We start from the raw sequence: 24,791 nt of genomic DNA on the forward strand, positions 1-24,791 counted from the left end.
GGGCCCGGCGTCGGCCGGGGCCGGCGGGGCTCAGCGCGGGTAGCCCAGCCTGAGTGCGTGCGCCTCCAGCACCGGCAGGACCGGCGCCAGGGATTCGCGGTAGCGGTGCCAGTGCGGACCCGAGGTATTCGTCGCCGGGCGGCGGCTGGCTTCGAGGCGTGAGCGTGCGGCGGCCAGCCAGTCCGGGTCGGCGGCCAGGCCCAGGAAGCCGCAGATCGCCGCCAGCGTTTCCGACGGCGCAGCCACCACCTGTTCGTGCCGGATCTCATGCCTCGGCAGCCGCAGCGGCGCTTGCAGCGCCTGCCATGCGCCTTCGTGCGCCTCGTACAGCGCGGCGGTGCCCTCGAGGGTCTGGAAGGCCGGGAAGGCCGCGGGCGTCGCCTGCGGCTCCATGAAATTGCGCAGCACGGCGTCGCGCGGGTCGCGCACCGCGTGCAGCAGCCGCGCACGCGGGAACAGCGCCTGCACCAGGCCGGCGTGTGCGGCGCGCAGCGAGGCGATGTCCACCACCGACTGCCCGGGCTTGGCGCCGGCGCGCTCCAGCGCCAGGCGGTACTTGCGCCGCAGCACCTGGCGGTCGGCCTTGTCGAGTCCGGCGATGGCTTCGGGGTAGCCGCCGGGCAGCCCGGCCACCGTGCCGACAACGCCTTCGAGCGTGCCCGCCTCGCTGGCCAGGGCGAGGCCCGGATGCCCGCGCAGCAGGCGTTCGACCAGGAACTGGCCGGTGCGCGGGAAGCCGACCAGGAAGCACAGGTCGGCGCCCAGGTCGCCGCCGTCGTCCCCGGCCTGCGCACCCGGTGCGCCGGTGGCCGCCCAGCGGGCGATCGCGGCGAACTCCCGGGCCACCGCTTCCGGCGCGCGCCGCGGACCGCGCATTTCCTGCATGGCCAGCGCGTTGGCCTCGGCGAAGGCGGCGAAGGCTTCGGCGCCGGCATCCGTGCCGGCCGCATCCAGCGCCTTGCCGCGCTCGTAGTGGAAGCGCTGGCGCACGCGCGCGGCAAGCCGGCGCGGATCCACCGCGGTCAGGCGGCGCAGCGCCTCGGCCGGTTTGCCGGCGCGGCGCTCGATGCGCGCGGCCTCGAGGTTGAGCACGGCGTGGTGCGGCGCCAGCGTCAGGCCGGTGTTCACCGCCATCGCGGCCTGGGCCGGATCGCCGGCTTCCTCGGCCACCGCGGCCAGCGCGGCCCACGCGTCGGGGCTGCTGGAATGGATCTTGAGCGAGCGCTGCAGCGCGGCGCGCGCGGCGGGCAGCTCGCGCAGCTCGTGCAGCAGCAGGCCGAGGCAGTAGTGCGCCCAGGGATTCTGCGGGGCAAGTTCGATCGCGCGTTCGAAGCGCTGGCGCGCCTTGGCCGGCATCGCCAGCGCCTGCAGGCTGAGCGCGGAATGCAGCAGGGCCTCGGCGTGGTCGCGGTCGCGGCGCAGCACGTCGTCGAAGGCCTCGAGCGCCTCGGCCGGTCGATCCATCGCCAGCAGGGTCACGCCCAGGCCCTGGCGCGCCGACAGGTAGCCGGGCGCGATCTTCAGCGCGCGCCGCAGCGCTTCGCAGGCGCGCTCGAACTGGTTGGCGGCGCGCAGGGCGTGGCCCAGGTTGTGCCAGGCCTCGGGGTAGTGCGGATCGATCGCGACCGCGCGTTCGAACTCGGCGATCGAGGCCGGCGTGTCGCCGAGGTTGTGCAGGGCGCGGGCCAGGTGGTTGTGGCCCGGCGCATGCGCCGGCGCCAGCGCCAGGGCCTGGCGGCATGCCGCCACCGCGCCGGCATAGTCGCCGTCCAAGTGGCGCTCGATGGCGGTCGCTACCCAGCCGGCCGGACGGGGCGGCTGCCGCGGCACGCGCTGCAGCAGGGCCCGGGCTTCGTCGTTGCGGCGCTGGCCCACCAGCAGTTCGCGGGCGCGCTCGCTGCAAAGCGCGTCGTCGGGGAAATCGGCCAGCGCGGCCAGCGCGCCGTCGGTATCGCCTTGCCCGATCCGCAGCCAGGCCAGGTGCCAGGCCGCCATCGGGTCGCGCAGCGTGCGGGCCAGGTGGGCGAGCAGCGCGTCGGCCTCGTCGTGTCGCCCGGCCTCGGCCAGCGACAGCGCGTGTTCCACACGATTCGAATCAGGAGACATCGGCACGTCCGTCCCGGCGGGTCGGGGCGATTGTAGGGCAGGGGGCGTGCGCGCCGGGCAAAGAAAAAGGCCCGCCGAAGCGGGCCTTTCTGATTTGGTGCCCAGGAGAGGACTCGAACCTCCACGGTTTTACCCGCTAGTACCTGAAACTAGTGCGTCTACCAATTCCGCCACCTGGGCAGGTGCTTCCCGGCGAAGCCGCGAGGAAGCCGCATAAGTTAGTCGCGGGCGCGGGCCTTGTCAATTGTTCCGTGCATCCGCGCGGTCCGGTACAGGCGGCCGGGTGTACCATGGCCGCCATGACACCCCCTGCCAAGAAGCGCGGCACCGGCGGCAAACTGCCGCCGTGGATGCCTGGAAGCGCAAGCACGTCCGCCCCGGGCAAGAAGCCGGCCGCGAAATCCACCGCCGGCAAGCCCGGCAAACCCGGCAAGGCCGGCAAGCAGGCCGGCCCCAAGCCGCCGCGGCCCGGCAAGCCCGGCCCCGCGCCCGCGGGCCGGGGCCTGAAGCCGGCCAAGGCCGGCGGACCCGGCGGCCGCAACCCCGGCGCGCACGCCGCGCGCGGCCCGCTCGACCCCTTCGCGGCCCGCGAGGCGCAGAAGTACGAGCAGCCGATCACCAGCCGCGAGGCCATCGCCGAGTTCCTCAGCGACAGCGACGGACCGCTCACCGCCGAGGACCTGGCCCAGGCCTTGGGCCTGGCCGCGCCGGATCGCTTCGACGCGCTGTCTCGCCGCCTCAACGCCATGGTCCGCGACGGCCAGCTGCTGATGAACCGCCGCGGCGGCTACGCCGCCGCCCGCAAGCTCGACCTGATCGCCGGCACCGTGATCGCCAATCCCGACGGCTTCGGCTTCATGAAGGCCGACGACGGCGGCGAGGACCTGTTCCTGCCGCCCAACGAGATGCGCAAGGCCCTGCACGGCGACCGCGTGCTGGCCAGCGTCACCAACATCGACCGCCGCGGCCGCCGCGAGGGCGCGATCGTCGAAGTGCTCGAGCACCGCCTCACGCGCCTCACCGGCCGCTACTCCGAGCGCTCGCGCATCGGCATGGTGGTACCCGACGACCGCCGCGTGCTGACCGAGGTGCTGATCCCGCCGGAAGAGCGCAACGAGGCGCGCGAAGGCCAGCTGGTCGTGGTCGAAGTGACCGCGCCGCCCGAGAACGGCCGCCCGCCGATCGGCCGCATCCTGCTGGTGCTGGGCGACAAGCTCACGCCTTCGCTGGTGGTGGAGGCCGCGATCCATGGCCACGACCTGCCGCACGTGTTCCCGCGCGAGGCGCTGGCCGAGGCCGCGCTGGTGCCGGTGGAAGTGCCCGCCGCCGAGACGCGTGACCGCGTCGACCTGCGCAAGGTGCCGCTGGTCACCATCGACGGCGAGGATGCGAAGGACTTCGACGACGCCGTCTGGTGCGAACCGAACAAGGATGGCTTCCGCCTGATCGTCGCCATCGCCGACGTGTCGCACTACGTGCGCCCCGGCACCGCGCTCGACGACGAAGCCATCAAGCGCGCCACCTCGGTCTACTTCCCGGGCTTCGTGGTGCCGATGCTGCCCGAGACGCTGTCGAACGGCATCTGCTCGCTGATGCCCAAGGTCGAGCGCATGTGCTTCGCCTGCGACATGCAGGTGGACTTCGAGGGCAACGTCACCTCCTCGGAGTTCTACGAGGCGGTGATGAAGTCGCACGCGCGCCTGACCTACACGCAGGTGTGGAAGGCCGTGGGCGAGGCCGACACCGAGGCCGGCGCGGAGGCCATCGCCCAGATCGGCTCGCTGATGCCGCAGGTGCAGCGCCTGCACCAGCTCTACAAGGTGCTGGCCAAGGCCCGCACGCGTCGCGGCGCCATCGAGTTCGAGTCGGGCGAAGTCCGCTTCGTGCTCGACAACAAGGGCGAGGTCATCCAGGCCGGCATGCTCGAGCGCAACGACGCGCACAAGCTGATCGAGGAATGCATGATCGCGGCGAATGTCGAGGCCGCGAAGTTCGTCACCGCCAAGCAGATCCCGGCCCCGTTCCGCGTGCACCCGCGCCCGCCGGAAGGCAAGTACGCCGACCTGCTCGAGTACCTGAGCGAGTTCGGCCTGAGCCTGCCGCCGTGGTCGAAGGTCAAGCCGAAGGACTTCACCCAGCTGCTGCGCAAGATCCGCGAGCGCCCCGATGCGCCGCTGCTCGAGACCGTGCTGCTGCGCTCGCAGAGCCTGGCGGTGTACCAGACCGAGAACCTGGGCCACTTCGGCCTGGCGCTGGAGGCCTACGGCCACTTCACGTCGCCGATCCGCCGCTACCCCGACCTGCTGCTGCACCGCTCGATCAAGCACGCGTTGCTCAAGGGCGACCCCGACGGTTACCGCTACTCGGCCAGCGAGATGTCGTCGCTGGCGCTGCACTGCTCGACCATGGAGCGGCGCGCCGACGAGGTGGAGCGCGAGGTGGACGAGCGCTACCGCGGCGCGTGGATGGAGAAGCACGTCGGCGACGAGTTCGACGGCGTGGTCAGCGGCGTCACCAACTTCGGCCTGTTCGTCGAGCTGGCCGGCTCCAAGGTCAATGGCCTGGTGCACGTGACCCAGCTGCCGCACGACTTCTACCACTTCGACCCGCTGCGCCGTTCGCTGGCGGGCGAGCGCCAGGGCCTGAAGTTCCGCCTGGGCGACCCGGTGCGGGTGCTGGTGCTCAAGGCCAGCGTCGAGGACAAGCGCATTGATTTCAAGCTGGTGGTGCCGGACGGCCCGCCGAAGAAGCGCAAGAGGTTCTGATGAGCAAGAAGGACAACTGGATCGCCGGCATCAACGCGGTCGCTTCGGCGCTCGAGCACGACCTCGAGCACGTGCGCGAAGTGCTGATCGAGGCGGGCGGCAAGAACGCGCGGCTGACCGAGATCGAGGAAACGGCGCGCCGCCGCGACGTCTCGGTGCGGCGCATCCCGCTGCAGTCGCTGGAAGGCATCGTCGGCAGCCTGCGCCACCAGGGCGTGATCGCCCGCTACGAGGCCGCCAAGCCCACCGACGAGAAGGAACTGCCGGCGCTGGTGGAAGCCGCCGCCGGCAAGGCCCTGGTGCTGGTGCTCGACGGCGTGCAGGACCCGCATAACCTCGGCGCCTGCCTGCGCAGCGCCGCCGCTGCCGGCGTCACGGCGGTGGTGATCCCGAAGGACAAGGCTGCGCCGATCAACGCCACCGTGCGCAAGACCTCGGCCGGCGCCGCCGACCGCATCCCGGTGGTCAGCGTCACCAACCTGGCGCGCACGCTGCGCGCGCTGCAGGAGCTGGGCGTCTGGATCTACGGCCTGGATGGCGCCGCCACCCAGTCCATCCACGCGATCGATTTCACCGGCAACGTCGCCATCGTGATGGGCGGCGAAGGCGAGGGCATGCGCCGCCTGACGCGCGAGCACTGCGACGGCTTGGTCAAGATCCCGATGCCGGGCGAAATGGAAAGCCTCAACGTGTCGGTGGCCACCGGCGTGGCCCTGTTCGAAGTGGTCCGCCAGCGGGGAGCGAAGGCATGAGCCTGCAGTGGTACGACTTCGTGGGCCTGGCCGGCGTCGGCTTCGTGCTGGTGTCCTTCTTCCTGCTGCAGGCCGGCAAGCTGGCGGGCGACGCGCTGGGCTACCAGCTCGCGAACCTGTTCGGCGCGGTGTTCATCCTCGTCTCGATCTTTGGCCCCTCGCCGGATTTCAGGGACGTGATTTCGACCACCATCATGCAGCTGGCCTGGATCGCGATCAGCCTCTACGGCCTCTGGCGCGGCCTCAAGGCCCGCGCCGCCCGCTTCCGCAAGCCCAAGGATCCGGCTTAGGGCTTTTGGACGCGGATTTGCGCGGATAAACGCGGATAAAGCAAAAGCGATATTGATGGGTGCATGGCGGAATGGACCGGCACGCCGGGTCCACTCCAATCTTTTGTTCTATCCGCGTTTATCCGCGTAAATCCGCGTCAAATAGGCTCTAAAGTGCAGCGGCCCAGTCTTCGTCGGAGCCTTCGTTGATGCCTTCGAAGAGGAAGGTGCTGAGGTAGCGTTCGCCGGTGTCGGGGATCATGGCCAGCACCACGCTGCCCGGTTCCAGGGTCTTGGCCACTTCCAGCGCCGCCGCGAAGGTGCCGCCGCCTGAGATTCCGCAGAAGATGCCCTCCTGCGTCGCCAGTGCGCGCGCGGTGTCCCGGGCCAGCACGTCCGTCACCGGCACGATCAGGTCGAAGATGTCGCGGTTGAGCACCGCCGGGACGAAGTCCGGCGTCCAGCCCTGGATCTTGTGCGGTTGCCAGTCTTTTCCGCTCAGCAGGGCGGCGCCGTCGGGCTCGGTGACGGCGATCCTGAGGTCGGGACGCGCGGCCTTCATCACTTCGCCCACGCCCGTGAGCGTGCCGCCGGTGCCATAGCCGGTGACGAACCAGTCCAGCCGTTTCGCCGCGAAGTCGCGCAGGATCTCCGGCCCGGTGGTGCTGCGGTGGTAAGCGGGGTTGGCCGGGTTTTCAAACTGGCGCGCCAGGAAGGCGCCGTGCTTTTCCGCGAACGCCGCCGCCCGCCTGACCATGCCGCTGCCGCGCTCGGCCGCCGGCGTCAGGATGACCTTTGCGCCCAGTGCCCGCATCAGCTTGCGGCGCTCGACCGAGAAAGTCTCGGTCATGAAGGCCACGAAGGGATAGCCGCGCGCCGCGCACACCATCGCAAGCGCCACGCCGGTATTGCCCGAAGTGGCTTCGACCACCATCTGGCCGGGCTTGAGCTCGCCGCGCTGCTCGGCGTCCAGGATGATCGCCAGCGCGAGGCGGTCCTTCACCGAGGACATCGGGTTGAAGTACTCGAGCTTGGCGTACATCGTGACGCCCGCGGGGGCGAGGCGGTTGATGCGGACGATCGGCGTGTCGCCGACGGTGCCGAGGATGCTGTCGTGGATCATGGCGTGACTCCCGGTGGAGGTGCGGCGATCAATCCTCGTGCGCGGCTTCCAGGTCCTTCTCGGCGAACTGGCGCCAGCGGTTCAGCACCGCGCAGAACAGCTGCGCCGTGCGTTCGGTGTCGTACACGGCCGAGTGGGCCTGGTCGCCGTCCCAGGGCAGGCCGGCGGCCTGCACGGCGCGGCTGAGCACCGTCTGCCCGTAAGCCATGCCGGCCAAGGTTACGGTGTCGAAGGTGCTGAAGGGATGAAACGGGTTGCGCTTGTGGCCGACGCGCGCGACCGCGGCGTTGAGGAAGCCGAGGTCGAAATGGGCGTTGTGGCCGACCAGGATCGCGCGCTGGCAGCCGTGGCGTTTCGCGGCGGCGCGCACGGGCGCGAAGATGTGGTCGAGCGCCGCGCGCTCCTCCAGCGCCCCGCGCAGCGGTGAGTCCAGCCGGATGCCGGTGATCTCCAGCGAGCGCGGGTCGATGACGGCGCCTTCGAACGGCTCGACGTGCGTGCTGACGGTTTCGCCCAGCACGTACCAGCCGTCGCCGTCGAGTTCGATCGGCACCGCGGCGATCTCGAGCAGGGCGTGGCGGTTACAGTCGAAGCCGCCGGTCTCGACGTCCACCACCACGGGAAGGAAGCCGCGGAAACGCTCGGCCATGCGCGGCGGGGAGGAGGAATCCATGCCGCGCAGGATAGCAGAGGGTCAGGCGAGCAGCAGGCGATCCACCGCGACCAGCACCGCGCCGGCCACGATCAGGGCGATGCCCACGGTGGGCACGAGCAGCGCCAACGGCAGGCCCAGCACCCCCAGGGCGACGCCCCAGGCCAGCACGTCCTGCACCGGTTCGCGCGGCGTGGTGCCGGTGCGTGCGGCCAGCACCGCGTCCAGGCTCAGCTTGCCGCCGCCCTGGAACACCAGCGGCAGCAGCATCAGCGCGAACAGCAGCGGCAGCTTGAAGTTGCCGAAGCCCTTGTCGGTGATCGCATAGCCGCGCCACAGTTCGGACAGGCTACCGAACTCCGCCGGCCAGTGCACCGACACCGTCGCCACCGCGGTCAGCACCAGCAGCGCGAAGGCGAAGAAGCGCGTGCCCAGGCCCAGCAGCAGCGCGACCGCGCCAATCAGCTCGGCCCACGTGGCCAGCGTCCAGCTCAGGTCCACCGGCGCAAGGTTGAATGGCACGGGGAACTTGTCCTGGATGCCGGCGAACCAGTTCTCGCCGCGAAGCTTCTGCATCCCGGCCTCCCAGAATTCCCAGGCCAGGACCAGGCGCAGGCCCAGCGGGGCGAGCCAATGGCCGGTGCCGTCCAGCCGTTCGGTCAGGGCGACCCAGCGGTCGCCGAGGGAAATGCGCATCGGGGTGTCTCCGTCAGGAAGTGGCGGTGCCGGGGACGATGCCCGCGGCGCGGAACTGCTCGAGCATGGCCAGGCCCTGCGCGAGGAAAGCCTCGGTATCGACGGCGCCGGCCTCGGCGGCCAGCGCCAGCAGCTGCTCGCGGCCGCTGAGCGCGGGCTCGTCGGACAGGCGCTGCAGCAGGCGGAAACTCAGCGCGGTGAGCTCGTTGAAATGCACGCGGTGGTCGGCGCCGCGCTGCACCAGCAGGAAGGTCGGCTGCGGCGGCGCTTCGCCCGGCTGGTACGCGGGCGCGAGGCGATGCACCGGCCAGGCGTAGGCCAGCGGCCAGGCCAGCGGCGACAGCAGCGGGCGGCCCAGCAGCAGGTCGCCGGCGGGGTCGTGCGGCGCCGTCACGGCATCGCTGAGGTCGAGCGCCAGCTCCACCCACTCGTAGTGCGCCAGCTCCAGCAGCCAGGGCGGATCGCCCGCGCGCACGCCGCGCTGCTGCAGGTACTGCAGGAATTCGCGCGGCAGCTCGGGGAAGATCGGCGTGGCGCAGCGGTGCTCGCGATAGAAATCGCGAACCAATGCCTGCCAGCGCCCGCCGTCGAGGATCCTGCGGATGATCGGGAAGTTGCCCGCCAGCAGGCCCTCGAGGCTGTTGAAGAACAGGTCGCGGTAGACCTGCAGCCGGCGGTCCTCGATGCCCGGCGGCGGGGCCGCGTGCTCGGGGTCGCGGATGTGCGCGGCCAGCGTGAACTGCTGGCGGCGCAGCGCCTCAGGCGCGGGCATGGCGGACCTCGGCCGGCGCGTGGCGGCGCAGGGTGTCGCGCACCGTGGCCACTTCCGCCACCAGCTCGGCGTAGGGCGGGAAATTGAAGTCGCGCTCGAGCAGCGCCGGCCGCGGGCCGAACTGCGCGCAGGCGGTGTCCAGCAACTCCCACACGCCCGGCTTCACCGGCGCGCCGTGGGTGTCCACCTTCAGGTCGTCGGCCTCGTCGTAGTGGCCGGCCACGTGGTAGTAGGCGATGCGCTCGCCCGGCAGGCGGCGCAGGAAATCGTGGGCGTCGTAGCGGTGGTTCACCGCGTTGACGAAGATGTTGTTCACGTCCAGCAGCAGGTCGCAGTCGGCTTCGGCCAGCACCGCGTTGACGAAGTCGATCTCCGGCATGGCCTGGTAGGGCGCGGCGTAGTAGGAGATGTTCTCGACCGCGATGCGGCGGCCCAGTGCATCCTGCACCTGGCGGATGCGCCCGGCGACGTGGTGCACGGCCTCCTCGGTGAAGGGGATCGGCATCAGGTCGTAGAGCTGGCCGTCGTCGCTGCAATAGGACAGGTGCTCGCTGTAGATCGGCACCCGGTGTTCGTCCAGGAAGCGGCGCAGCTTGAGCAGGTAGGTCTCATCGAACGGCTCGACCGCGCCCAGCGACAGCGACAGCCCGTGGCAGACCAGCGGATGCTTCGCGCTGAGTTCGCGCAGGCCCTCGCCGAAGCGCCCGCCGACGCCGATCCAGTTGTCGGGGGCGCACTCGAGGAAATCGAAGTCTCCCGGCGCGGCGGCCTGCAGCGAACCCATCAGGGCCCGCCGCAGGCCGAGGCCGGCGGCCACCGGAGAGAGGGTGGGGATGGCCGTCATTTCGATCTCAGGCCCGGCCGCCGCACTTGCCTTCGCCGCACTTGCCCTCGTGGTCGGCCTTGGCTTCGCCTTCCGCCGCGGCTTCGCCCTCGGCGGTGTCGGCGCCGCACTTGCCCTCGCCACACTTGCCTTCGCCGCACTTGCCTTCGCCCTCGGCCTTGTCGGCGCCGCAGGCACCCTCGTGCTCGCCCTTCTCGGCGCCGCAGTGGCCTTCGCCACACTTGCCTTCGCCTTCGGCCTTGTCTTCACCGCACTTGCCTTCGCCGCACTTGCCCTCGGCGTGGTCGCCGTGGTCGCTGGCGGCCAGCGCATAGCCCTGGCCGAGCGGGCTCATGGCGAATGCGGAGTTGGCCAGCGCCATGCTGCCCAGGACCAGGGCGCCGGCGACCATCACGACGGATTTCGAGGTTTTGTTCGACATGATCATTCTCTCTCTTGGGATGGTGCGGGCGGGCCCGCGGGGTGGGTCAATGCTTAAGGTACTCGCGTGCCAATGAACGCGCACGGTGCAGGCGCGCCTTGGTGGCCTCGCGGGTGAGGCCGAGCCGTTCGGCGAGTTCTTCGATGGTAAGGCCCTCGAGGTCGCGCAGCAGCACGATCTCGCGGTAGTGGGCGGGCAGCGACTCCAGCGCGGCGGCCAGGTCGCGGGCCAGGCCGCGGTGCTCGATCATGCACACGGCGGCGATGTCCTCGGTGATCGGCTCGTGCAGGAAGGTGCGCATGCCGCGCTTGAGCCGGTTGCACTCGCGCTTGACGATGCGGAACAGCCAGGACGCGAAGCACTCGAGCTGGCGCAGGTCCACCAGTCGGCGCGAGGCGGTGAACAGCGACTCCTGCACGGCGTCCTCGACGTCGTTCACCACGCAGTGGTGTTCGGCGTAGCGGCGCAGGTCCTGGCGGGAGCGGGTGAGCACGCGCTCCAACGCCAGCCGGTTGCCGGCACGGGCGGCATCGAGGTCGTCGAGCCAGGCCTGGTTTTGCATGGTCACCGCCGGCGAGGTCGCCATGAGCATCGAGGGGAACAATGAAGTCGTCATGCCCCCTAAGAGACTACCGCCGCGGCGGAGGATGCGGCGGGCCTGGCCCGAAATTTAACAAGCGTTCAGTTTTGCGGGCCCGGGGTCAGTCCGGGGCGAGGTCCGGGCCGCCGGGGCCGGGCGCCGGGCGGGGCAGGGCCAGCACCACCGCCGCCGACAGCGCCAGGAAGGCCGCCGAGAACCCGAGGCAGGCCGCCAGCCCGAGGGTTTGGTAGACCGCGCCCGAGAGCACCGTGCCCAGCAGCCGGCCGCCGGCGTTTGCCATGTAGTAGAAGCCAACGTCCAGCGAGACGCCGTCCTCGCGGGCGTGGGCGACGATCAAATAGCTGTGCAGCGCCGAGTTGACCGCGAACACCGCGCCGAACACCAGCAGCCCGGCCACCAACACCGCCTGCGCCGGCCAGCCCGCGCCCAGCGCCCACGCCAGGCCGGCCGTGAGCACCGCCAGCGCCAGCGCCCAGGCAAACGCCGCGCCGCCGCCGGGCGGATGCCCGCCGCGCTGGCCGGTGACCGCCGGTGCCAGCGCCTGCACGGCGCCGTAGCCGATGATCCAGGCGGCCAGGAACCCGCCGATCGCCGCGTGCGACCAGCCCAGCGTGGTGGCCAGGTACACCGGCAGGGCCACCACGAACCAGACGTCGCGCGCCGCGAACAGCAGCAGGCGCGCCGCCGACAGCCGGTTGATGGCCGCGCTCTTGGACAGCAGTTCGGTGAACTTCGGCTTGGCCTTGGCCTTGCCGAGGTCCTTCTGCAGCAGCGCCAGGCTGAGCAGCCAGACGGCGCCCAGCGCCGCCGCCATCGCCAGCACCGCGCCGTCGAAGCCCAGCGCCGCCAGCAGCACGCCGCCGAGGAAGAAGCCGACGCCCTTGAGCGCGTTCTTCGAGCCCGTCAGCACCGCCACCCACCGATACAGCCGCGCCTGCTCGGCGCCCGGCACCAGCAGCTTGATGCCGCCCTTGGCGCTCATCTTGTTGAGGTCCTTGGCGATGCCGCTCAGCGCCTGCGCCGCCATCACCCAGGGCACGGTCAGCATCGCCGCCGGCACCGCCAGCATCAGCAGCGCGCCGATCTGCAGGAAGAGCCCGAGGTTCATCGTGCGGTTCAGGCCCAGCCGCGCGCCCAGCCAGCCGCCGACCAGGTTGGTGACCACGCCGAACACTTCGTAGAACAGGAACAGCATCGCCACCTGCAGCGGCGAGTAGCCGAGCTGGTGGAAATGCAGCACCACCAGCATCCGCAGCGCGCCGTCGGTGAGGGTGAAGGCCCAGTAGTTCCCGGTGATGACCAGGTACTGGCGCGCCATCGTGTTGGCGGCGGTTGGACTCACGCGCGGCCCACTTTCAGGGCGAGTTCGGCGGTGCGGTTGGCGTAGCCCCATTCGTTGTCGTACCAGGCGAACACCTTCACCTGGGTGCCGTTCACCACCATCGTGAAGTCGGCATCGACGATGGAAGAGCGCGGGTCGGTGCGGTAGTCGATCGACACCAGCGGACGCGTCTCGTAGCCGAGGATACCCTTGAGCGGCCCTTGCGCGGCGGCGGCGAACAGCGCGTTCACTTCCTCGCGGGTGGTGGCGCGCTCGACTTCGAACACGGCGTCGGTGAGCGAGGCATTGGCCAGCGGCACGCGCACGGCGTGGCCGTTCAGGCGGCCCTTCAGTTCCGGGAAGATTTCGGTGATCGCAGTGGCCGAGCCGGTGGTGGTCGGGATCAGGCTCATGCCGCAGGCGCGGGCGCGCCGCAGGTCCTTGTGCGGCTGGTCCAGGATCGACTGCGTGTTGGTGAGGTCGTGCACGGTGGTGATGCTGCCATGGCGGATGCCGAGGCCTTCGTGGATCACCTTCACCACCGGCGCCAGGCAGTTGGTGGTGCAGGATGCGGCGGTGACGATGCGGTGCGTGGCCGGATCGAACAGGTGGTCGTTGACGCCCATCACCACGTTCAGCACGCCGGCCTCCTTCACCGGCGCGGTGACGACCACGCGCTTCACGCCCTGGTCGAGGTAGGCCTGCAGCGCGGCGGTCGTCTTCATCTTGCCGCTGGCTTCGATCACCACGTCGCAGCCGGACCAGTCGGTGTCTGCGATGGCCTTGTTGCGGGTGGTGGCGATGCGCTGGCCGGCGACGGTGATGGCGTCGCCGTCATGGCCGGCCTCGCGCTGCCAGCGCCCGTGCACCGAGTCGAAATTGAGCAGGTGGGCGAGGGTGGCGGCGTCGCCGCCCGGGTCGTTGATGTGCACGAATTCGACGCCGGGCTGGCCCCAGGCTGCGCGCAGGGCCAGGCGTCCGATGCGGCCGAAGCCGTTGATGCCGATCTTCAGGGTCATGTCGGGGTCTCGAGGGGAAAGGGGTCAGCAGCAGCCGGCGGCCTTGGACGGGGCGGCGGGCGCGCACAGGGCCTCGTCGCCGCCGCAGCAGTTCTCGGTCAGGAAGCCCACCAGCCCGCGCATGGCCTCGAAGTCGGCCCGATAGCGGATGTTCCTGCCCAGCGGCTCGGGCTGGATCAGGCCGGCCTGCTGCAAGGCCTTCAGGTGGAAGGACAGGGTGTTCGGCGGGATGGCCAAGTGCGCGGCCAGGTCCCCGGCAAAGGCCCCGTCCGGCCCGAGCTGGACCAGGTGGCGGAAGACGGCCAGGCGGTGGGGTTGGGCGAGGGCCGAGAGGGCGGCAAGGGCGATGTTCGTTTCCATGGTTCAAGAATAATCGAACTATGTGACAGGAATCTTTCCCGACAAAGGGGAATGGCCCGATCCGGTTGATAGCCTGGAATCAGACAGGGGGGCTTCGTGCGCTCTGCCTGGCGGTCTATCGCGAGAGAATTGGATCGCAAGGGCTGGTCGCCCTCTGACGAAACCTGCAGGTTGATGGTCGCCTAGCGGGCGAGGAAGCGGATGAGGGCTTCGGCGGGCGCGGGGTCGGAGAAGACGGCGTCGTGGCCGGCATCGGACACGGCCACCACTTCGGGCGGCGTGGGCAGCGCGGCGATCAGGGCGTCGGTGCGGGCGGGCGGCACCACGCGGTCCTTGCCGGCGCGGATCACCAGCACCGGCCCCTTGAAGTCCGCGAGATGGCGGTCGGAGTCGTAGCGGTCCTGCAGCAGCCAGTCCACCGGCAGCCACGGGTAGTGGCCTGCGGCGACGGCGGCGAGGCTGTCGAAGGGTGTCACCAGCACGAGCTTGGATACCGGCCGCTCGGCGGCCACGTAACTCGCCACGCCGGAGCCCAGGCTCCGACCGATCACCGTGATCTCGCCCTTGGGATGCCGGCCCTTGGCGTGGTCGAACAGGGCCAACGCATCGGCGAACAGCGCCGCCTCGCTGGGCGAGCCGTCGCTGGCGCCGTAGCCCCGGTAGGCGACCAGGTAGATGCTTCGGTCGGGGAACCAGCGCGTGAGCCGCGTGCGCATGCCCTCGACGGCCTCGGCGTTGCCGCCGAAGTAGATCAGCGCGTCTTCCTGCCCCGGCTGGAGCCGCCAGCCGCGCAGCGTGGCGTCCGGGCGACGCAGCTCGAAATCCGTGTGGATGGCATCGAGCCGCGTCGCCTGCGGGTAGTACATCAGGTCGCGCTGCTGGGCGTACATCAAGCCGCACAGGCCCAGGTAGCCCAGCAGCGGCAGGGCAAGCGCGGCGAGAAGGAGCTTCCTCGTGCTGCGCTTGCCCCTCGCCATCAGGCTTCGGCCTCGTCCTTGTAGGCATCCACCGGGATGCAGGCACACATGATGTTCTTGTCGCCGTAGACGTTGTCCACGCGCGCCACCGGCGGCCAGTACTTGGCCTGGCGCAGGCTGGCGAGCGGGAACGCGGCCAGTTCGCGCGGGTAGGCGTGGGTCCACTCGCTGGCCGTGACCGCGGTGGCGGTATGGGGTGCGTTCTTCAGCGGATTATCCTCGCGGTCGAGCTTGCCTTCCTCGACGGCGCGGATCTCGTCGCGGATCTGGATCATGGCGTCGATGAAGCGGTCGAGCTCGTGCTGCGATTCGCTCTCGGTCGGCTCCACCATCAGCGTGCCCGAGACCGGGAAGCTGAGCGTGGGCGCGTGGAAACCGAAGTCGATCAGGCGCTTGGCCACGTCCTCGGCGCCGATGCCGGTGGCGTCCTTGAGCGGGCGCAGGTCGAGGATGCACTCGTGCGCCACCAGCCCGTTGCGGCCGGTGTAGAGCGTCTTGTAGTGCGGGGCGAGGCGGGTGGCGATGTAGTTGGCGTTGAGCAGCGCGACCTGGGTCGCGCGGCGCAGGCCTTCGGCGCCCATCATCACCACGTACATCCAGCTGATCGGCAGGATCGAGGCCGAGCCGAAGGTGGCGCCCGAGACCATGCCGACGTCGCCGGCGCCGAGGCCCTGCGTGCGCAGCGAGGCGTCGTTGAGCGGGCGCGGCAGGAACGGCGCCAGGTGCGACTTCACCGCGCACGGGCCCACGCCCGGGCCGCCGCCGCCGTGCGGGATGCAGAAGGTCTTGTGCAGGTTCAGGTGCGAGACGTCCGAGCCCCACTTGCCGGGCTTGGCCACGCCCACCAGCGCATTCATGTTGGCGCCGTCGGTGTACACCTGGCCGCCGTGCTTGTGGATGATCTCGCAGATCTCGACGATGTCCTCCTCGAACACGCCGTGCGTGGACGGGTAGGTGACCATCAGCGCGGCCAGGCGGTCGGAATACTTCTCGGCGGCGCGGCGCAGGTCTTCCACGTCGACGTTGCCGTTGGCATCGGTCTTGGTGACCACCACGGTCATGCCGCACATCTGCGCGCTGGCCGGGTTGGTGCCGTGGGCCGAGTCGGGGATCAGGCAGATGTCGCGGTGGGCCTCGCCGCGGCTGCGGTGGTAGCCGCGGATCGCCAGCAGGCCAGCGTATTCGCCCTGCGCGCCGGAGTTCGGCTGCAGGCTCACGGCATCGTAACCGGTGCACTCGACCAGCATCGCCTCGAGCTCGGTGATCAGCTGGCGGTAGCCTTCGGCCTGCGCGGCCGGGGCCAGCGGGTGGATATTGCCGAACTCGGGCCAGGTCACCGGGATCATCTCGGCGGTGGCGTTGAGCTTCATGGTGCAGCTGCCCAGCGGGATCATGGTGCGGTCCATGGCCAGGTCCTTGTCGGACAGCTGGCGCAGGTAGCGCAGCAGCTCGTGCTCGCTGTGGTGGGTGTTGAACACCGGGTGCTGCATGAACTTGCTGGTGCGGCCCAGCGAGGCGGGCAGCGCGTCGGCCGTGGCCGCGTCGAGCGCGTCCACGTCGGCCTTGGCGCCGAACAGCGCGGCCAGCGCCACCACGTCGTCGCGGGTGCTGGTTTCATCGAGGCTGATGGCCAGGCTGCTGGCGTCGATGCGGCGCAGGTTGATGCGCGCGGCCTCGGCCCGGGCGTGGATGGCCGCGGCGTCGACGCCGACCACGTGCAGGGTGTCGAAGAAGTCCGGGCCGACCGTGATGCCGGCGCCGCGCAGCGCGGCGGCCAGCAGGCTGGCCAGGCGATGGGTGCGGCGGGCGATGCGGGTCAGGCCTTCGGGGCCGTGGTAGACGGCGTACATCGAGGCCATCACCGCCAGCAGCACCTGCGCGGTGCAGATGTTGGACGTGGCCTTCTCGCGGCGGATGTGCTGCTCGCGGGTCTGCAGGGTGAGGCGGTAGGCCGGCTTGCCCTCGGCATCGATGGAGACGCCGATCAGGCGGCCCGGCATCGAGCGCTTGAACGCGTCCTTGCAGGCCATGAAGGCCGCGTGCGGGCCACCGAAGCCGAAGGGCACGCCGAAGCGCTGGGTGTTGCCGACCACGATGTCGGCGCCCCATTCGCCCGGCGCCTTCACCAGGGTGAGCGCGAGCAGGTCGGTGGCGACCGCGACCAGGCCGCCGCGCGCGTGCACGGCGTCGGCCAGGGCCTGGTAGTCGTTGAGCTGGCCGAAGGTGTTCGGATACTGCAGCAGCACGCCGAAGACGTCGTGGTTGCCGGCGTCGGCGTCGTCGCCCACCACCAGTTCGATGCCCAGCGGCTCGGCGCGGGTGCGCAGCACTTCCAGGGTCTGCGGGTGCACGCCGCTGGAGACGAAGAACAGGTTCGACTTGCTCTTGCACGAGCGCTTGGCGAGCGTCATGGCTTCGGCGGCGGCGGTCGACTCGTCGAGCAGCGACGCGTTCGCGATTTCCATGCCGGTGAGGTCGGCGCACATCGTCTGGAAGTTGATCAGCGCTTCCATGCGGCCCTGGGAGATCTCGGCCTGGTAGGGCGTGTAGGCGGTGTACCAGGCCGGGTTCTCGAGGATGTTGCGCAGGATCACGTTCGGCGTGTGGGTGCCGTAGTAGCCCTGGCCGATGAAGCTGCGGAAGACCTGGTTCTTGTTGGCGATGGCGCGGATCTTGGCGATCGCCTCGACCTCGGTGACCGGGGCCGGCAGGGCCAGCGGGCCGGGCGACTTGATGCTGGCCGGCACGATGGCGTCGGTCAGGGCGTCGAGGCTGGGCTGGCCGACCACGCGCAGCATGTGCGCGATCTCGGCGTCGTTCGGGCCGATGTGGCGTTCGAGGAAGGCGTCGTGGTGCTCGAGGGAACGCAGGCTTTCGCGGGTCATGGCAAGTCCGGACCGATAGGGGAGGGCCGCGCACGGATGCACGGGGGCGCCCCTCTGTCCTTTTGCCTGAGAGTTTTGGGCCGCGTCCTGCGGTCCCATGCCCCTTCGGCGCCGGTCGGTTCCGGTCTCTCCAGAGTTGCTCGCGCGGTACGGTTCCGGGTCCTGAGCGATTACGGGCGTTACGCCTTCGGCGCTGGCCTTGGCCAGCCTCTCCCGCACCACGCATCGAGCCCGGCCATTCTACCCCCGGGCCGGGTGAATTTGGGGGCATGACGCCCCCAAAACCCTTACTGGCTGGTGAGGTCGCGCTTCTCGCGCTCGCCCTCGGGCTGCTCGCCGTGGACCAGGAACCAGGTGTTCTCGGCGATGTTGGTGGCGTGGTCGCCGATCCGCTCGATGTTCTTGGCCATGAACAGCAGGTGGGTGCAGGCCGTGATCTGGCGCGGGTCCTCGGCCATGTAGGTCAGCAGCTCGCGGAACAGGCCGGTGTACTGCGCGTCCAGCTCGGCGTCCCGGCTGCGCACGGCCATGGCGCGCTCGGCGTCGCGGTCGGTGTAGGCGGCCAGCGCTTCCCGGACCAGGGTGTTGGCCAGGTGGGCCAGGGCGGGCAGGCCGCGGCCAGCCGAAACCGGGGCGGTCTGGTTCAGCACGATGCTGCGCTTGGCCACGTTGGCGGCGTAGTCGCCGATGCGCTCGATGTCGGCCGAGATGCGCAGGGCCGCGTAGACCTCGCGCAGGTCGCGGGCCATGGGCTGGCGCAGGGCCAGCAGGCGCAGCACGTCGTGGCTGACCTCGTGCTCGAGGGCGTCGATGGCCTCGTCGTTGGCCACCACGCGCATCGCCGCCTGGCTGTCGCGGCGCTGGAACACGTCCACTGCGGCGTCGAGCTGGGCCGTGGCGATCTCGCCCATGCGCTTGATCTCGCCGTCCAGGCGCTTGAGCTCGCTGTCGTAGCTCTTGACGATGTGGTCGTTCATGGCGGTGTCCTGTCCTTAGCCGAAACGGCCGGTGATGTAGTCTTCGGTCTGCTGCTTGGTCGGCTTGGTGAAGATGGTGGAGGTGACGCCGTGCTCGACCAGCTCGCCCAGGTACATGAAGGCGGTGTAGTCCGAGCAGCGCGCCGCCTGCTGCATGTTGTGGGTCACGATCAGGATCGTGAACTGCTGCTTGAGCTCGGAGATCAGCTGCTCGATCTTGCCGGTGGCGATCGGGTCCAGCGCCGAGGTCGGCTCGTCGAACAGGATCACCTCGGGCTTGAGCGCCACCGCGCGCGCGATGCACAGGCGCTGCTGCTGGCCGCCGGAGAGTCCGAGCGCGTTCTGCTTGAGCTTGTCCTTGACCTCGTCCCACAGCGCGGCCTGGCGCAGCGCGCCTTCCACGCGGGCGTCCATGTCGGCGCGCGAGAGCTTCTCGTAGTGGCCGATGCCGTAGGCGATGTTGTCGTAGATCGACATCGGGAACGGCACCGGCTTCTGGAACACCATGCCGATCTTGCTGCGCAGCTTGTTCAGCGGGTACTTGGGGTCGAGGATGTTCTCGCCGTCCAGGATCACTTCGCCGCTGGCCTTCTGGCCCGGGTAGATCGAGTAGATGCGGTTGAAGATGCGCAGCAGGGTCGACTTGCCGCAGCCCGAGGGGCCGATCAGCGCGGTGACGCGCTTCTCCGGCACCACCAGGTTGATGTCGCGCAGGGCCGCGAATTCGCCGTAATGAAAGGCGAGGTTGCGGGCCTCGAGCTTGGCCGCGCGCGGCGCCAGCTCGTCGGCGACCTTCACGGCCGTGTTGAAGGCGATCGATACGTCAGTCATGGCTCATCTTCTTGCGCAGCAGGAAATAGCGGGCGGTGAGGCTGACCAGCAGCACGAACACCGTGATCAGGAAGGCGCCGGCCCAGGCCAGCTGGTTCCAGTACTCGAACGGGCTGAGCGCGAACTGGAAGATGGTGACGGGCAGGTTCGGCACCGCGCCGGTCAGGTCCATGCTCCAGTACTGGTTGTTGAAGGCGGTGAACAGCAGCGGCGCGGTCTCGCCGCTGATGCGCGCCAGCGCCAGCAGGATGCCGGTGAGGATGCCCGGCGCGGCGGCGCGGTAGAGGATCTGGGTGGTGACCTTCCACTGCGGGATGCCCAGCGACAGCGCCGCCTCGCGCATCTGGGTCGGCACCAGGCGCAGCATCTCGTCGGTGGTGCGCACCACCACCGGCAGCACGATGAAGGCCAGGGCCACCGCGCCGGCGAAGCCGGAGAAGCCGCCCGTGGTCCGAACCACCAGCGTGTACACGAACAGGCCCAGCACGATCGACGGCGCCGACAGCAGGATGTCGTTGACGAAGCGGATCACCTCGCCGAGCTTGCGGTGGTTCACGTACTCGGCCAGGTAGGTGCCGGCCGCGACGCCGATCGGCGCGCCCAGCAGCACGGCCAGGCCGCTGATCAGCAGGCTGCCGGCGATGGCGTTCTTCAGGCCGCCGAAGTCCTGGCCCGGGGGCGGGGTCATCTCGGTGAACAGCTGCAGGCTCATCGCGTCCACGCCCTTGGTGAACGTGGTCCACAGGATCCACACCAGCCAGAACAGGCCGAACAGCGCGGCCAGCCCGGACAGCACCAGGGTGACGCCGTTGACGATGCGGCGCTTGAGGAACAGGCGGTCGGCGACGGTGGACATCAGTTGCCCTCCCGCTTCTTGAGCTGCATGAGCATGAGCTTGGCGATGGCCAGGACGATGAAGGTGACGGCGAACAGCAGGAAGCCCAGCGCCAGCAGCGCCGACTGGTACATCGAGGTGGTGGCCTCGGCGAACTCGTTGGCGATCGAGGCGGCGATCGAGTTGCCCGGCTCGAGCAGCGAGGCCGAGATGCGGTGGGCGTTGCCGAGCACGAAGGTGACGGCCATGGTCTCGCCGAGCGCGCGGCCCATGCCCAGGAAAATGCCGCCGATCACCGCCGAGCGGGTGTAGGGCAGCACGATGTCCCACACCACCTCGGTGGTGGTGGAGCCGAGCGCGTAGGCCGACTCCTTCAGGCGGGTCGGCACGGTGAGGAAGACCTCGCGCATCACCGAGGAAATGAAGGGGATGACCATGATCGCCAGCACGATGCCGGCGGTCAGCATGCCGATGCCCAGCGGCGGCCCGGCGAACAGGAAGCCGATGCCCGGCAGGGTGCCGACGTTCTCGTCGAGCCACGGGTAGACGTGGTTGCCCAGGATCGGCGCGAGCACGAACAGGCCCCACATGCCGTAGATGATCGAGGGGATGCCGGCCAGCAGTTCGATGGCGGCGCCGAGCGGCTGCCGGATCCAGGCCGGCGCCACCTCGGTGAGGAAGAGGGCGATGCCGAAGCTCACCGGCACGGCGATGATCATCGCGATGGCGGTGGTGACGACGGTACCGTAGATCGCGACCAGGGCACCGTATTCCTCGGTGACCGGGTTCCAGTCGGTGGAGGTCAGGAAGCCCCAGCCGAACTGGTTGAAGGCCTCGCGGCCGCCCCAGTACATCGACAGCGCCGCCAGCGCCAGCGTGATCAGCACGAACCAGCCGGCGATCGCGACGATGTTCCGGAAGATCCAGTCGCCGGCGCCGTCGATGAAGCGCGAGGGCGGGGCGGGCTTGGCGGTGGCGGTGGTCATTCGCGGCGTTCTCTGGGGTGGGGCGCGGCGTTGCGGTCTTGCTTACAAGAACGCGCGCGCCGGTGAGGGCGCGCGCGTCCGGGCGGAACGGATTACTTCAGCGACGCGGCCCAGTAGGCCTTGATCTGCTCCACCAGCGGGGCCGGCAGCGGCACGTAGCCGAGGTCGGTGGCCTGCTGGGCGCCGTTGGCGTAGGCCCAGGCGAAGAACTCACGCGCCTGGCGGTTGTTCTCGACGTTCTTCGGGCGCTTCGACAGCAGGGCGAAGTTGGTGGCGGTGATCGGCCAGGCCTGCTCGCCCGGGGCGTTGGTGACGACCAGGAAGAAGTCCTTGGCCTTGGTCCACTCGGCGCTGGCGGCGGCGGCCTGGATCGAGGCGTTCGACGGGGTGATGAAGTTGCCGGCGGCGTTCTGCAGCTGGCCGTACGAGACCTTGTTGGTCAGCGCGTAGGACAGCTCGATGTAGCCGATCGAACCCTTGATCTGCTTCACGTAGGCCGTGACGCCTTCATTGCCCTTGCCGCCCACGCCGACCGGCCAGCGCACCGAGGTGCCTTCGCCGACCTTGGTCTTCCACTCCGGGCTGACCTTGGACAGGTAGTTGACGTAGTTGAAGGTGGTGCCCGAACCGTCCGAGCGGTGCACGACGGTGATGCGCTGGGTCGGCAGGGTAAGGCCCGGGTTGACCGCGGCGATCGCCGGGTCGTTCCAGTTGGTGATCTTGCCCAGGTAGATGTCGGCCAGCAGCGGGCCGGTGAACTTGATCTGGCCCGGCTGCACGCCGGCGAGGTTCACGACCGGCACGATGCCGCCCATGACCAGCGGGAACTGCACGAGGTTGGAGGCGGCCAGGTCTTCCGGCTTCAGCGGCGCGTCGGTCGAGCCGAAGTCGACGGTGTTGGCCTTCATCTGGGCGATGCCGCCGCCCGAGCCGATGGACTGGTAGTTGATGCGGTGGCCGGTGGCGGCGTTGTAGTCGGCCGACCATTTGGACATGACCGGGAACACGAAGGTCGCGCCGGCGCCCGTGATGTCGGCGGCCTGGGCGGCGGTGGTAAGGCTGGCGGCCAGGGCCAGGGTGGCCAGGCTGCGCTTGAAGGACTTGAGCACGGTAACGACTCCTCGGGATGGATGGCGGCGTCGGAGGGGGTCCTCCGATGGCGGCCATTACAGGTCGCTTGGGTGACAAGCCTGTTGCTCGAACATGACAGGCGTATGACAGTGGCGGCCGGGCGCCCGGCCAGGGCGTCACCGGGCTGTCATGAAAGTCTCAACGGGCCGTCACATCCCGGGAGCAGCCTGTGCACGCTTAACCGCCCCGTAACGGGCCGGGGCAGGGGCCGTCGATCACGGCGCTGCGCCGGACCGCACCTTACCTACCAGGAGTTACCGTCATGCGTCTGACCACCTTGGCCGCCGCCGTCGCCCTCGCGATCACCGGCCTCAGCACCGACACCGCCTTCGCCCAGAACAGCGCGGCCAGCGAGCAGGAAATCGCCGAACTGCGCGCCCAGGTCGCCGCCCTGATGACGCGCATCGACGACCTCGAGGCCCGTGACGAGGCCCAGACCGGCATCAACATCGATACGGCCGATGCGCTCAAGGCCCAGGCCATGACCCAGCCCAAGGTCGAGACCAAGGGTGGCCTGAAGGTCACCTCGGCCGACGGCGTGTTCGAGATGTCGGTCGGCGGCCGCCTGCACTTCGACGGCTATGCCTTCGACGACGACCTGGTCACCAACACCGGCACCACTGAGTTCCGCCGCGCCCGCCTGACCCTCGGCGGCAAGGCCTGGGGCTGGGAGTACAAGGTCGAGCAGGACTTCGCCGCCGGCACCAACCTCGACGGCCTGCGCGACGCCTACATCGCCAAGCAGTTCGGCCTGGGCAAGCTGACCATCGGTCACTTCAAGCCGTACCGCTCGATGGAAGAGCTGACCAGCTCGAACGAGATCCTGATGATGGAGCGCCCGTTCGCCTCGGCCACCGGCCTGTTCAGCGGCCGCCAGTTCCAGCAGGGCGTGGGCTACCAGGTCCAGGGCCTGAACTACTCCCTCGGCGCCACCGCCTTCAACCTGCGCGGCGCCGCCAGCGCGCGCACCGAAGGCATGGGCTTCGCCGGCCGCGGCACCTGGGCGCCGATCATGAACGGTGACCGGATCCTGCACGTGGGCGGCTGGATCAGCCACGAGAACGCGAACGAGGGCTCGGCCAACCTGTCCGCGGTCGCCAACTACGCCGGCCGCCGCGGCCCGGCGCAGACCCTCGCCACCACCACCGGCGCCAGCCGCAACCAGGTCGACGCCTACGGCCTCGAGCTGGCCGGCCAGTACGGCCCGCTGTTCATCCAGTCCGAGTACGTCACCTCCACGTTCGGCCAGCCGATCGGCCCGGACCAGGACGTCGAGACCTTCTACGTGCAGGGCAGCTGGATGCTCAATGGCGGCGTGAAGACCTACAAGCCGGGCACCGGCGTGTTCGGCTCGCCCAAGGTCGGTGAAGACGGCCTGTGGGAGCTGACGGCGCGCTACGACCACATCGAGAACCAGGACCTCATCAACCGCGAGGCCACCTCGATGCTGCTGGGCGTGAACTACTACATCAACTCGAACCTGCGCGTGATGTTCAACTACACCCAGGGCGAGAACGAAGTGACCGGCGACGAGACCGACCAGTACGCGATCCGCACCCAGTTCAACTTCTGATCCGCGCCTGAAGGGATGGGTTCCCGGACACCCCCGGCCTTGGCCGGGGGTGTTTTTTTGGACGCCCCAAAAAAAGGGGTCAGAGTAAATATTTGCTTCAAACAAATATTTACTCTGACCCCTTTTTTGTCTTGTCGCGGTAGCGGCAGAGGTCGCGGATGACGCACTGCGGGCAGTCGGGCTTGCGGGCCTTGCAGACGTAGCGGCCGTGCAGGATCAGCCAGTGGTGGGCGTCGAGCCGGTATTCGGCCGGCACGGCCTTGAGCAGCTTGTCCTCGACCGCGCGCACGGTCTTGCCCGGCGCCAGGCCGGTGCGGTTGGAGACGCGGAAGATGTGGGTGTCCACCGCGATGGTGGGTTCGCCGAAGGCGGTGTTGAGCACCACGTTGGCGGTCTTGCGGCCGACGCCGGGCAGGAACGTGCGCGAGGTGGAAGACCGGCTGGTGAAGACCACGCCGCCGGAATTCGCCAGGGACGCCCACCACTGGCTGATCCTGCACGGCCGCTACGTCTGCAAGGCCCGGGTGCCGGACTGCCCGCGCTGCGCGATCCGCGACCTGTGCGAATACCGCCGCAAGACGACCCCGCAGGGGTCGCCCCGGCGCAAGCCGGGGCCCAGCGTCTCTTGAGACACTGGATTCCGGCTCGCGCCGGAATGACAATGCACCCCCGCTTTCAACCTGATCCCCCATGAACGACGCCGCCTCCGAGCTCGAGCTGTTCCGTGACAACGTCAAGCGCTTCCTCAAGGAGCACGTCGAGCCCCACTACGAGAAATGGGAGAAGGCCGGGATCATCCCGCAGGATTTCTACCGCCAGATGGGCGAGCAGGGCCTGCTGTGCCTCGACGTGCCCGACACCTACGGCGGCGTGGGCGCACCGTTCGAGTTCTGCT

General features: G+C 69.6%; 24 protein-coding genes, 1 tRNA gene, 1 pseudogene and 1 riboswitch. Of the genes and pseudogenes, 6 read left to right on the forward strand and 20 right to left on the reverse strand.

Annotated features, from left to right (window positions below; all coding sequences use genetic code 11):
* Positions 1-30: 30 nt before the first annotated feature.
* Both VFV21_RS10550 and VFV21_RS10555 read right to left on the reverse strand, forming a co-directional pair.
* Entirely contained in the window at positions 31-2,106 is a 2,076-nt protein-coding gene (locus VFV21_RS10550; protein ID WP_329669376.1) for a tetratricopeptide repeat-containing sulfotransferase family protein, read from the reverse strand.
* A 95-nt stretch (positions 2,107-2,201) separates the two neighbouring features.
* Positions 2,202-2,286 (reverse strand) — tRNA-Leu (locus tag VFV21_RS10555).
* Between the two features lie 119 nt (positions 2,287-2,405).
* Here VFV21_RS10555 and rnr point away from each other — a divergent pair.
* The 3 genes from rnr to VFV21_RS10570 are packed head-to-tail and all read left to right on the forward strand — an operon-like array spanning position 2,406 to position 5,913.
* Positions 2,406-4,871, forward strand: a complete 2,466-nt coding sequence (rnr, locus tag VFV21_RS10560; protein WP_414638552.1) for a ribonuclease R — start codon at positions 2,406-2,408, stop codon at positions 4,869-4,871.
* A complete protein-coding gene (rlmB, locus tag VFV21_RS10565) occupies positions 4,871-5,623 on the forward strand; it encodes a 23S rRNA (guanosine(2251)-2'-O)-methyltransferase RlmB (protein ID WP_329669377.1) in 753 nt (250 codons plus the stop codon). The genes rnr and rlmB overlap by 1 nt, the downstream gene beginning before the upstream one ends.
* Positions 5,620-5,913: a CBU_0592 family membrane protein gene (locus tag VFV21_RS10570; protein ID WP_329669378.1), complete on the forward strand. Its 294-nt coding sequence runs from the start codon at positions 5,620-5,622 to the stop codon at positions 5,911-5,913. The genes rlmB and VFV21_RS10570 overlap by 4 nt, the downstream gene beginning before the upstream one ends.
* Before the next feature lie 148 nt (positions 5,914-6,061).
* On the opposite strand, the gene cysK is transcribed toward VFV21_RS10570, so the two are convergent.
* From cysK to pstS, 17 genes are all read right to left on the reverse strand, one after another.
* Positions 6,062-7,015: a cysteine synthase A gene (cysK, locus tag VFV21_RS10575; protein WP_329669379.1), complete on the reverse strand. Its 954-nt coding sequence runs from the start codon at positions 7,013-7,015 to the stop codon at positions 6,062-6,064.
* A gap of 28 nt (positions 7,016-7,043) precedes the next feature.
* Positions 7,044-7,664: a ribonuclease T gene (gene rnt / locus VFV21_RS10580; RefSeq protein ID WP_329669411.1), complete on the reverse strand. Its 621-nt coding sequence runs from the start codon at positions 7,662-7,664 to the stop codon at positions 7,044-7,046.
* A gap of 45 nt (positions 7,665-7,709) precedes the next feature.
* Entirely contained in the window at positions 7,710-8,363 is a 654-nt protein-coding gene (locus VFV21_RS10585) for a DoxX family protein (protein ID WP_329669380.1), read from the reverse strand.
* Between the two features lie 13 nt (positions 8,364-8,376).
* Positions 8,377-9,135: a DNA-binding domain-containing protein gene (locus VFV21_RS10590; protein WP_329669381.1), complete on the reverse strand. Its 759-nt coding sequence runs from the start codon at positions 9,133-9,135 to the stop codon at positions 8,377-8,379.
* Positions 9,122-9,979 (reverse strand): DUF692 domain-containing protein, encoded by an 858-nt coding sequence (locus VFV21_RS10595; RefSeq protein ID WP_329669382.1) that lies wholly within the window; start codon positions 9,977-9,979, stop codon positions 9,122-9,124. Before VFV21_RS10595 ends, VFV21_RS10590 begins: the two co-directional genes overlap by 14 nt.
* A gap of 7 nt (positions 9,980-9,986) precedes the next feature.
* Positions 9,987-10,400, reverse strand: a complete 414-nt coding sequence (locus VFV21_RS10600) for a hypothetical protein (RefSeq protein ID WP_329669383.1) — start codon at positions 10,398-10,400, stop codon at positions 9,987-9,989.
* A gap of 46 nt (positions 10,401-10,446) precedes the next feature.
* The gene (locus tag VFV21_RS10605) at positions 10,447-11,016 is read right to left on the reverse strand and encodes an RNA polymerase sigma factor (RefSeq protein ID WP_329669384.1); all 570 of its coding nucleotides are present in this window, start codon (positions 11,014-11,016) and stop codon (positions 10,447-10,449) included.
* Between the two features lie 85 nt (positions 11,017-11,101).
* Positions 11,102-12,343, reverse strand: coding sequence for an organoarsenical effux MFS transporter ArsJ (gene arsJ / locus VFV21_RS10610; protein ID WP_329669385.1), 1,242 nt, complete (start codon positions 12,341-12,343; stop codon positions 11,102-11,104).
* Positions 12,340-13,341, reverse strand: a complete 1,002-nt coding sequence (locus VFV21_RS10615; protein ID WP_329669386.1) for an ArsJ-associated glyceraldehyde-3-phosphate dehydrogenase — start codon at positions 13,339-13,341, stop codon at positions 12,340-12,342. The genes arsJ and VFV21_RS10615 overlap by 4 nt, the downstream gene beginning before the upstream one ends.
* 24 nt (positions 13,342-13,365) lie before the next feature.
* Positions 13,366-13,701, reverse strand: a complete 336-nt coding sequence (locus VFV21_RS10620; RefSeq protein WP_329669387.1) for a metalloregulator ArsR/SmtB family transcription factor — start codon at positions 13,699-13,701, stop codon at positions 13,366-13,368.
* A gap of 182 nt (positions 13,702-13,883) precedes the next feature.
* On the reverse strand, positions 13,884-14,678 hold the full coding sequence (locus VFV21_RS10625; RefSeq protein ID WP_329669388.1) for an alpha/beta hydrolase: 795 nt from the start codon (positions 14,676-14,678) through the stop codon (positions 13,884-13,886).
* Positions 14,678-17,563, reverse strand: coding sequence for an aminomethyl-transferring glycine dehydrogenase (gcvP, locus tag VFV21_RS10630; protein ID WP_329669389.1), 2,886 nt, complete (start codon positions 17,561-17,563; stop codon positions 14,678-14,680). Before gcvP ends, VFV21_RS10625 begins: the two co-directional genes overlap by 1 nt.
* Before the next feature lie 44 nt (positions 17,564-17,607).
* Positions 17,608-17,707, reverse strand: a riboswitch (glycine riboswitch).
* Between the two features lie 143 nt (positions 17,708-17,850).
* Positions 17,851-18,540: a phosphate signaling complex protein PhoU gene (phoU, locus tag VFV21_RS10635; protein WP_329669390.1), complete on the reverse strand. Its 690-nt coding sequence runs from the start codon at positions 18,538-18,540 to the stop codon at positions 17,851-17,853.
* 15 nt (positions 18,541-18,555) lie between these two features.
* A complete protein-coding gene (gene pstB / locus VFV21_RS10640; RefSeq protein ID WP_329669391.1) occupies positions 18,556-19,371 on the reverse strand; it encodes a phosphate ABC transporter ATP-binding protein PstB in 816 nt (271 codons plus the stop codon).
* A complete protein-coding gene (pstA, locus tag VFV21_RS10645; protein WP_329669392.1) occupies positions 19,364-20,227 on the reverse strand; it encodes a phosphate ABC transporter permease PstA in 864 nt (287 codons plus the stop codon). The genes pstB and pstA overlap by 8 nt, the downstream gene beginning before the upstream one ends.
* Positions 20,227-21,192 carry a phosphate ABC transporter permease subunit PstC gene (gene pstC / locus VFV21_RS10650; RefSeq protein ID WP_329669393.1) on the reverse strand — a complete coding sequence of 322 codons (966 nt, stop codon included), beginning with the start codon at positions 21,190-21,192 and terminating at the stop codon, positions 20,227-20,229. Before pstC ends, pstA begins: the two co-directional genes overlap by 1 nt.
* Before the next feature lie 92 nt (positions 21,193-21,284).
* Complete coding sequence (pstS, locus tag VFV21_RS10655; protein WP_329669394.1) at positions 21,285-22,301, reverse strand: phosphate ABC transporter substrate-binding protein PstS; 1,017 nt, start codon at positions 22,299-22,301, stop codon at positions 21,285-21,287.
* Between the two features lie 284 nt (positions 22,302-22,585).
* Between pstS and VFV21_RS10660 the strand changes: the two genes are divergently transcribed.
* Complete coding sequence (locus VFV21_RS10660; RefSeq protein WP_329669395.1) at positions 22,586-23,896, forward strand: OprO/OprP family phosphate-selective porin; 1,311 nt, start codon at positions 22,586-22,588, stop codon at positions 23,894-23,896.
* A gap of 109 nt (positions 23,897-24,005) precedes the next feature.
* On the opposite strand, the pseudogene VFV21_RS10665 reads toward VFV21_RS10660, so the two are convergent.
* Positions 24,006-24,311, reverse strand: a pseudogene (locus VFV21_RS10665) (endonuclease III domain-containing protein); the annotation flags it as partial.
* A gap of 28 nt (positions 24,312-24,339) precedes the next feature.
* Here VFV21_RS10665 and VFV21_RS10670 point away from each other — a divergent pair.
* Positions 24,340-24,525, forward strand: a complete 186-nt coding sequence (locus VFV21_RS10670; protein ID WP_414638554.1) for an endonuclease III domain-containing protein — start codon at positions 24,340-24,342, stop codon at positions 24,523-24,525.
* Positions 24,526-24,586: 61 nt separating this feature from the next.
* Positions 24,587-24,791 (forward strand): acyl-CoA dehydrogenase family protein (locus VFV21_RS10675; protein ID WP_329669396.1); only part of this gene is annotated, 205 nt, incomplete at its 3' end.

The sequence above is a fragment of the Arenimonas sp. genome (assembly GCF_036275555.1).
Lineage (GTDB): Bacteria > Pseudomonadota > Gammaproteobacteria > Xanthomonadales > Xanthomonadaceae > Arenimonas.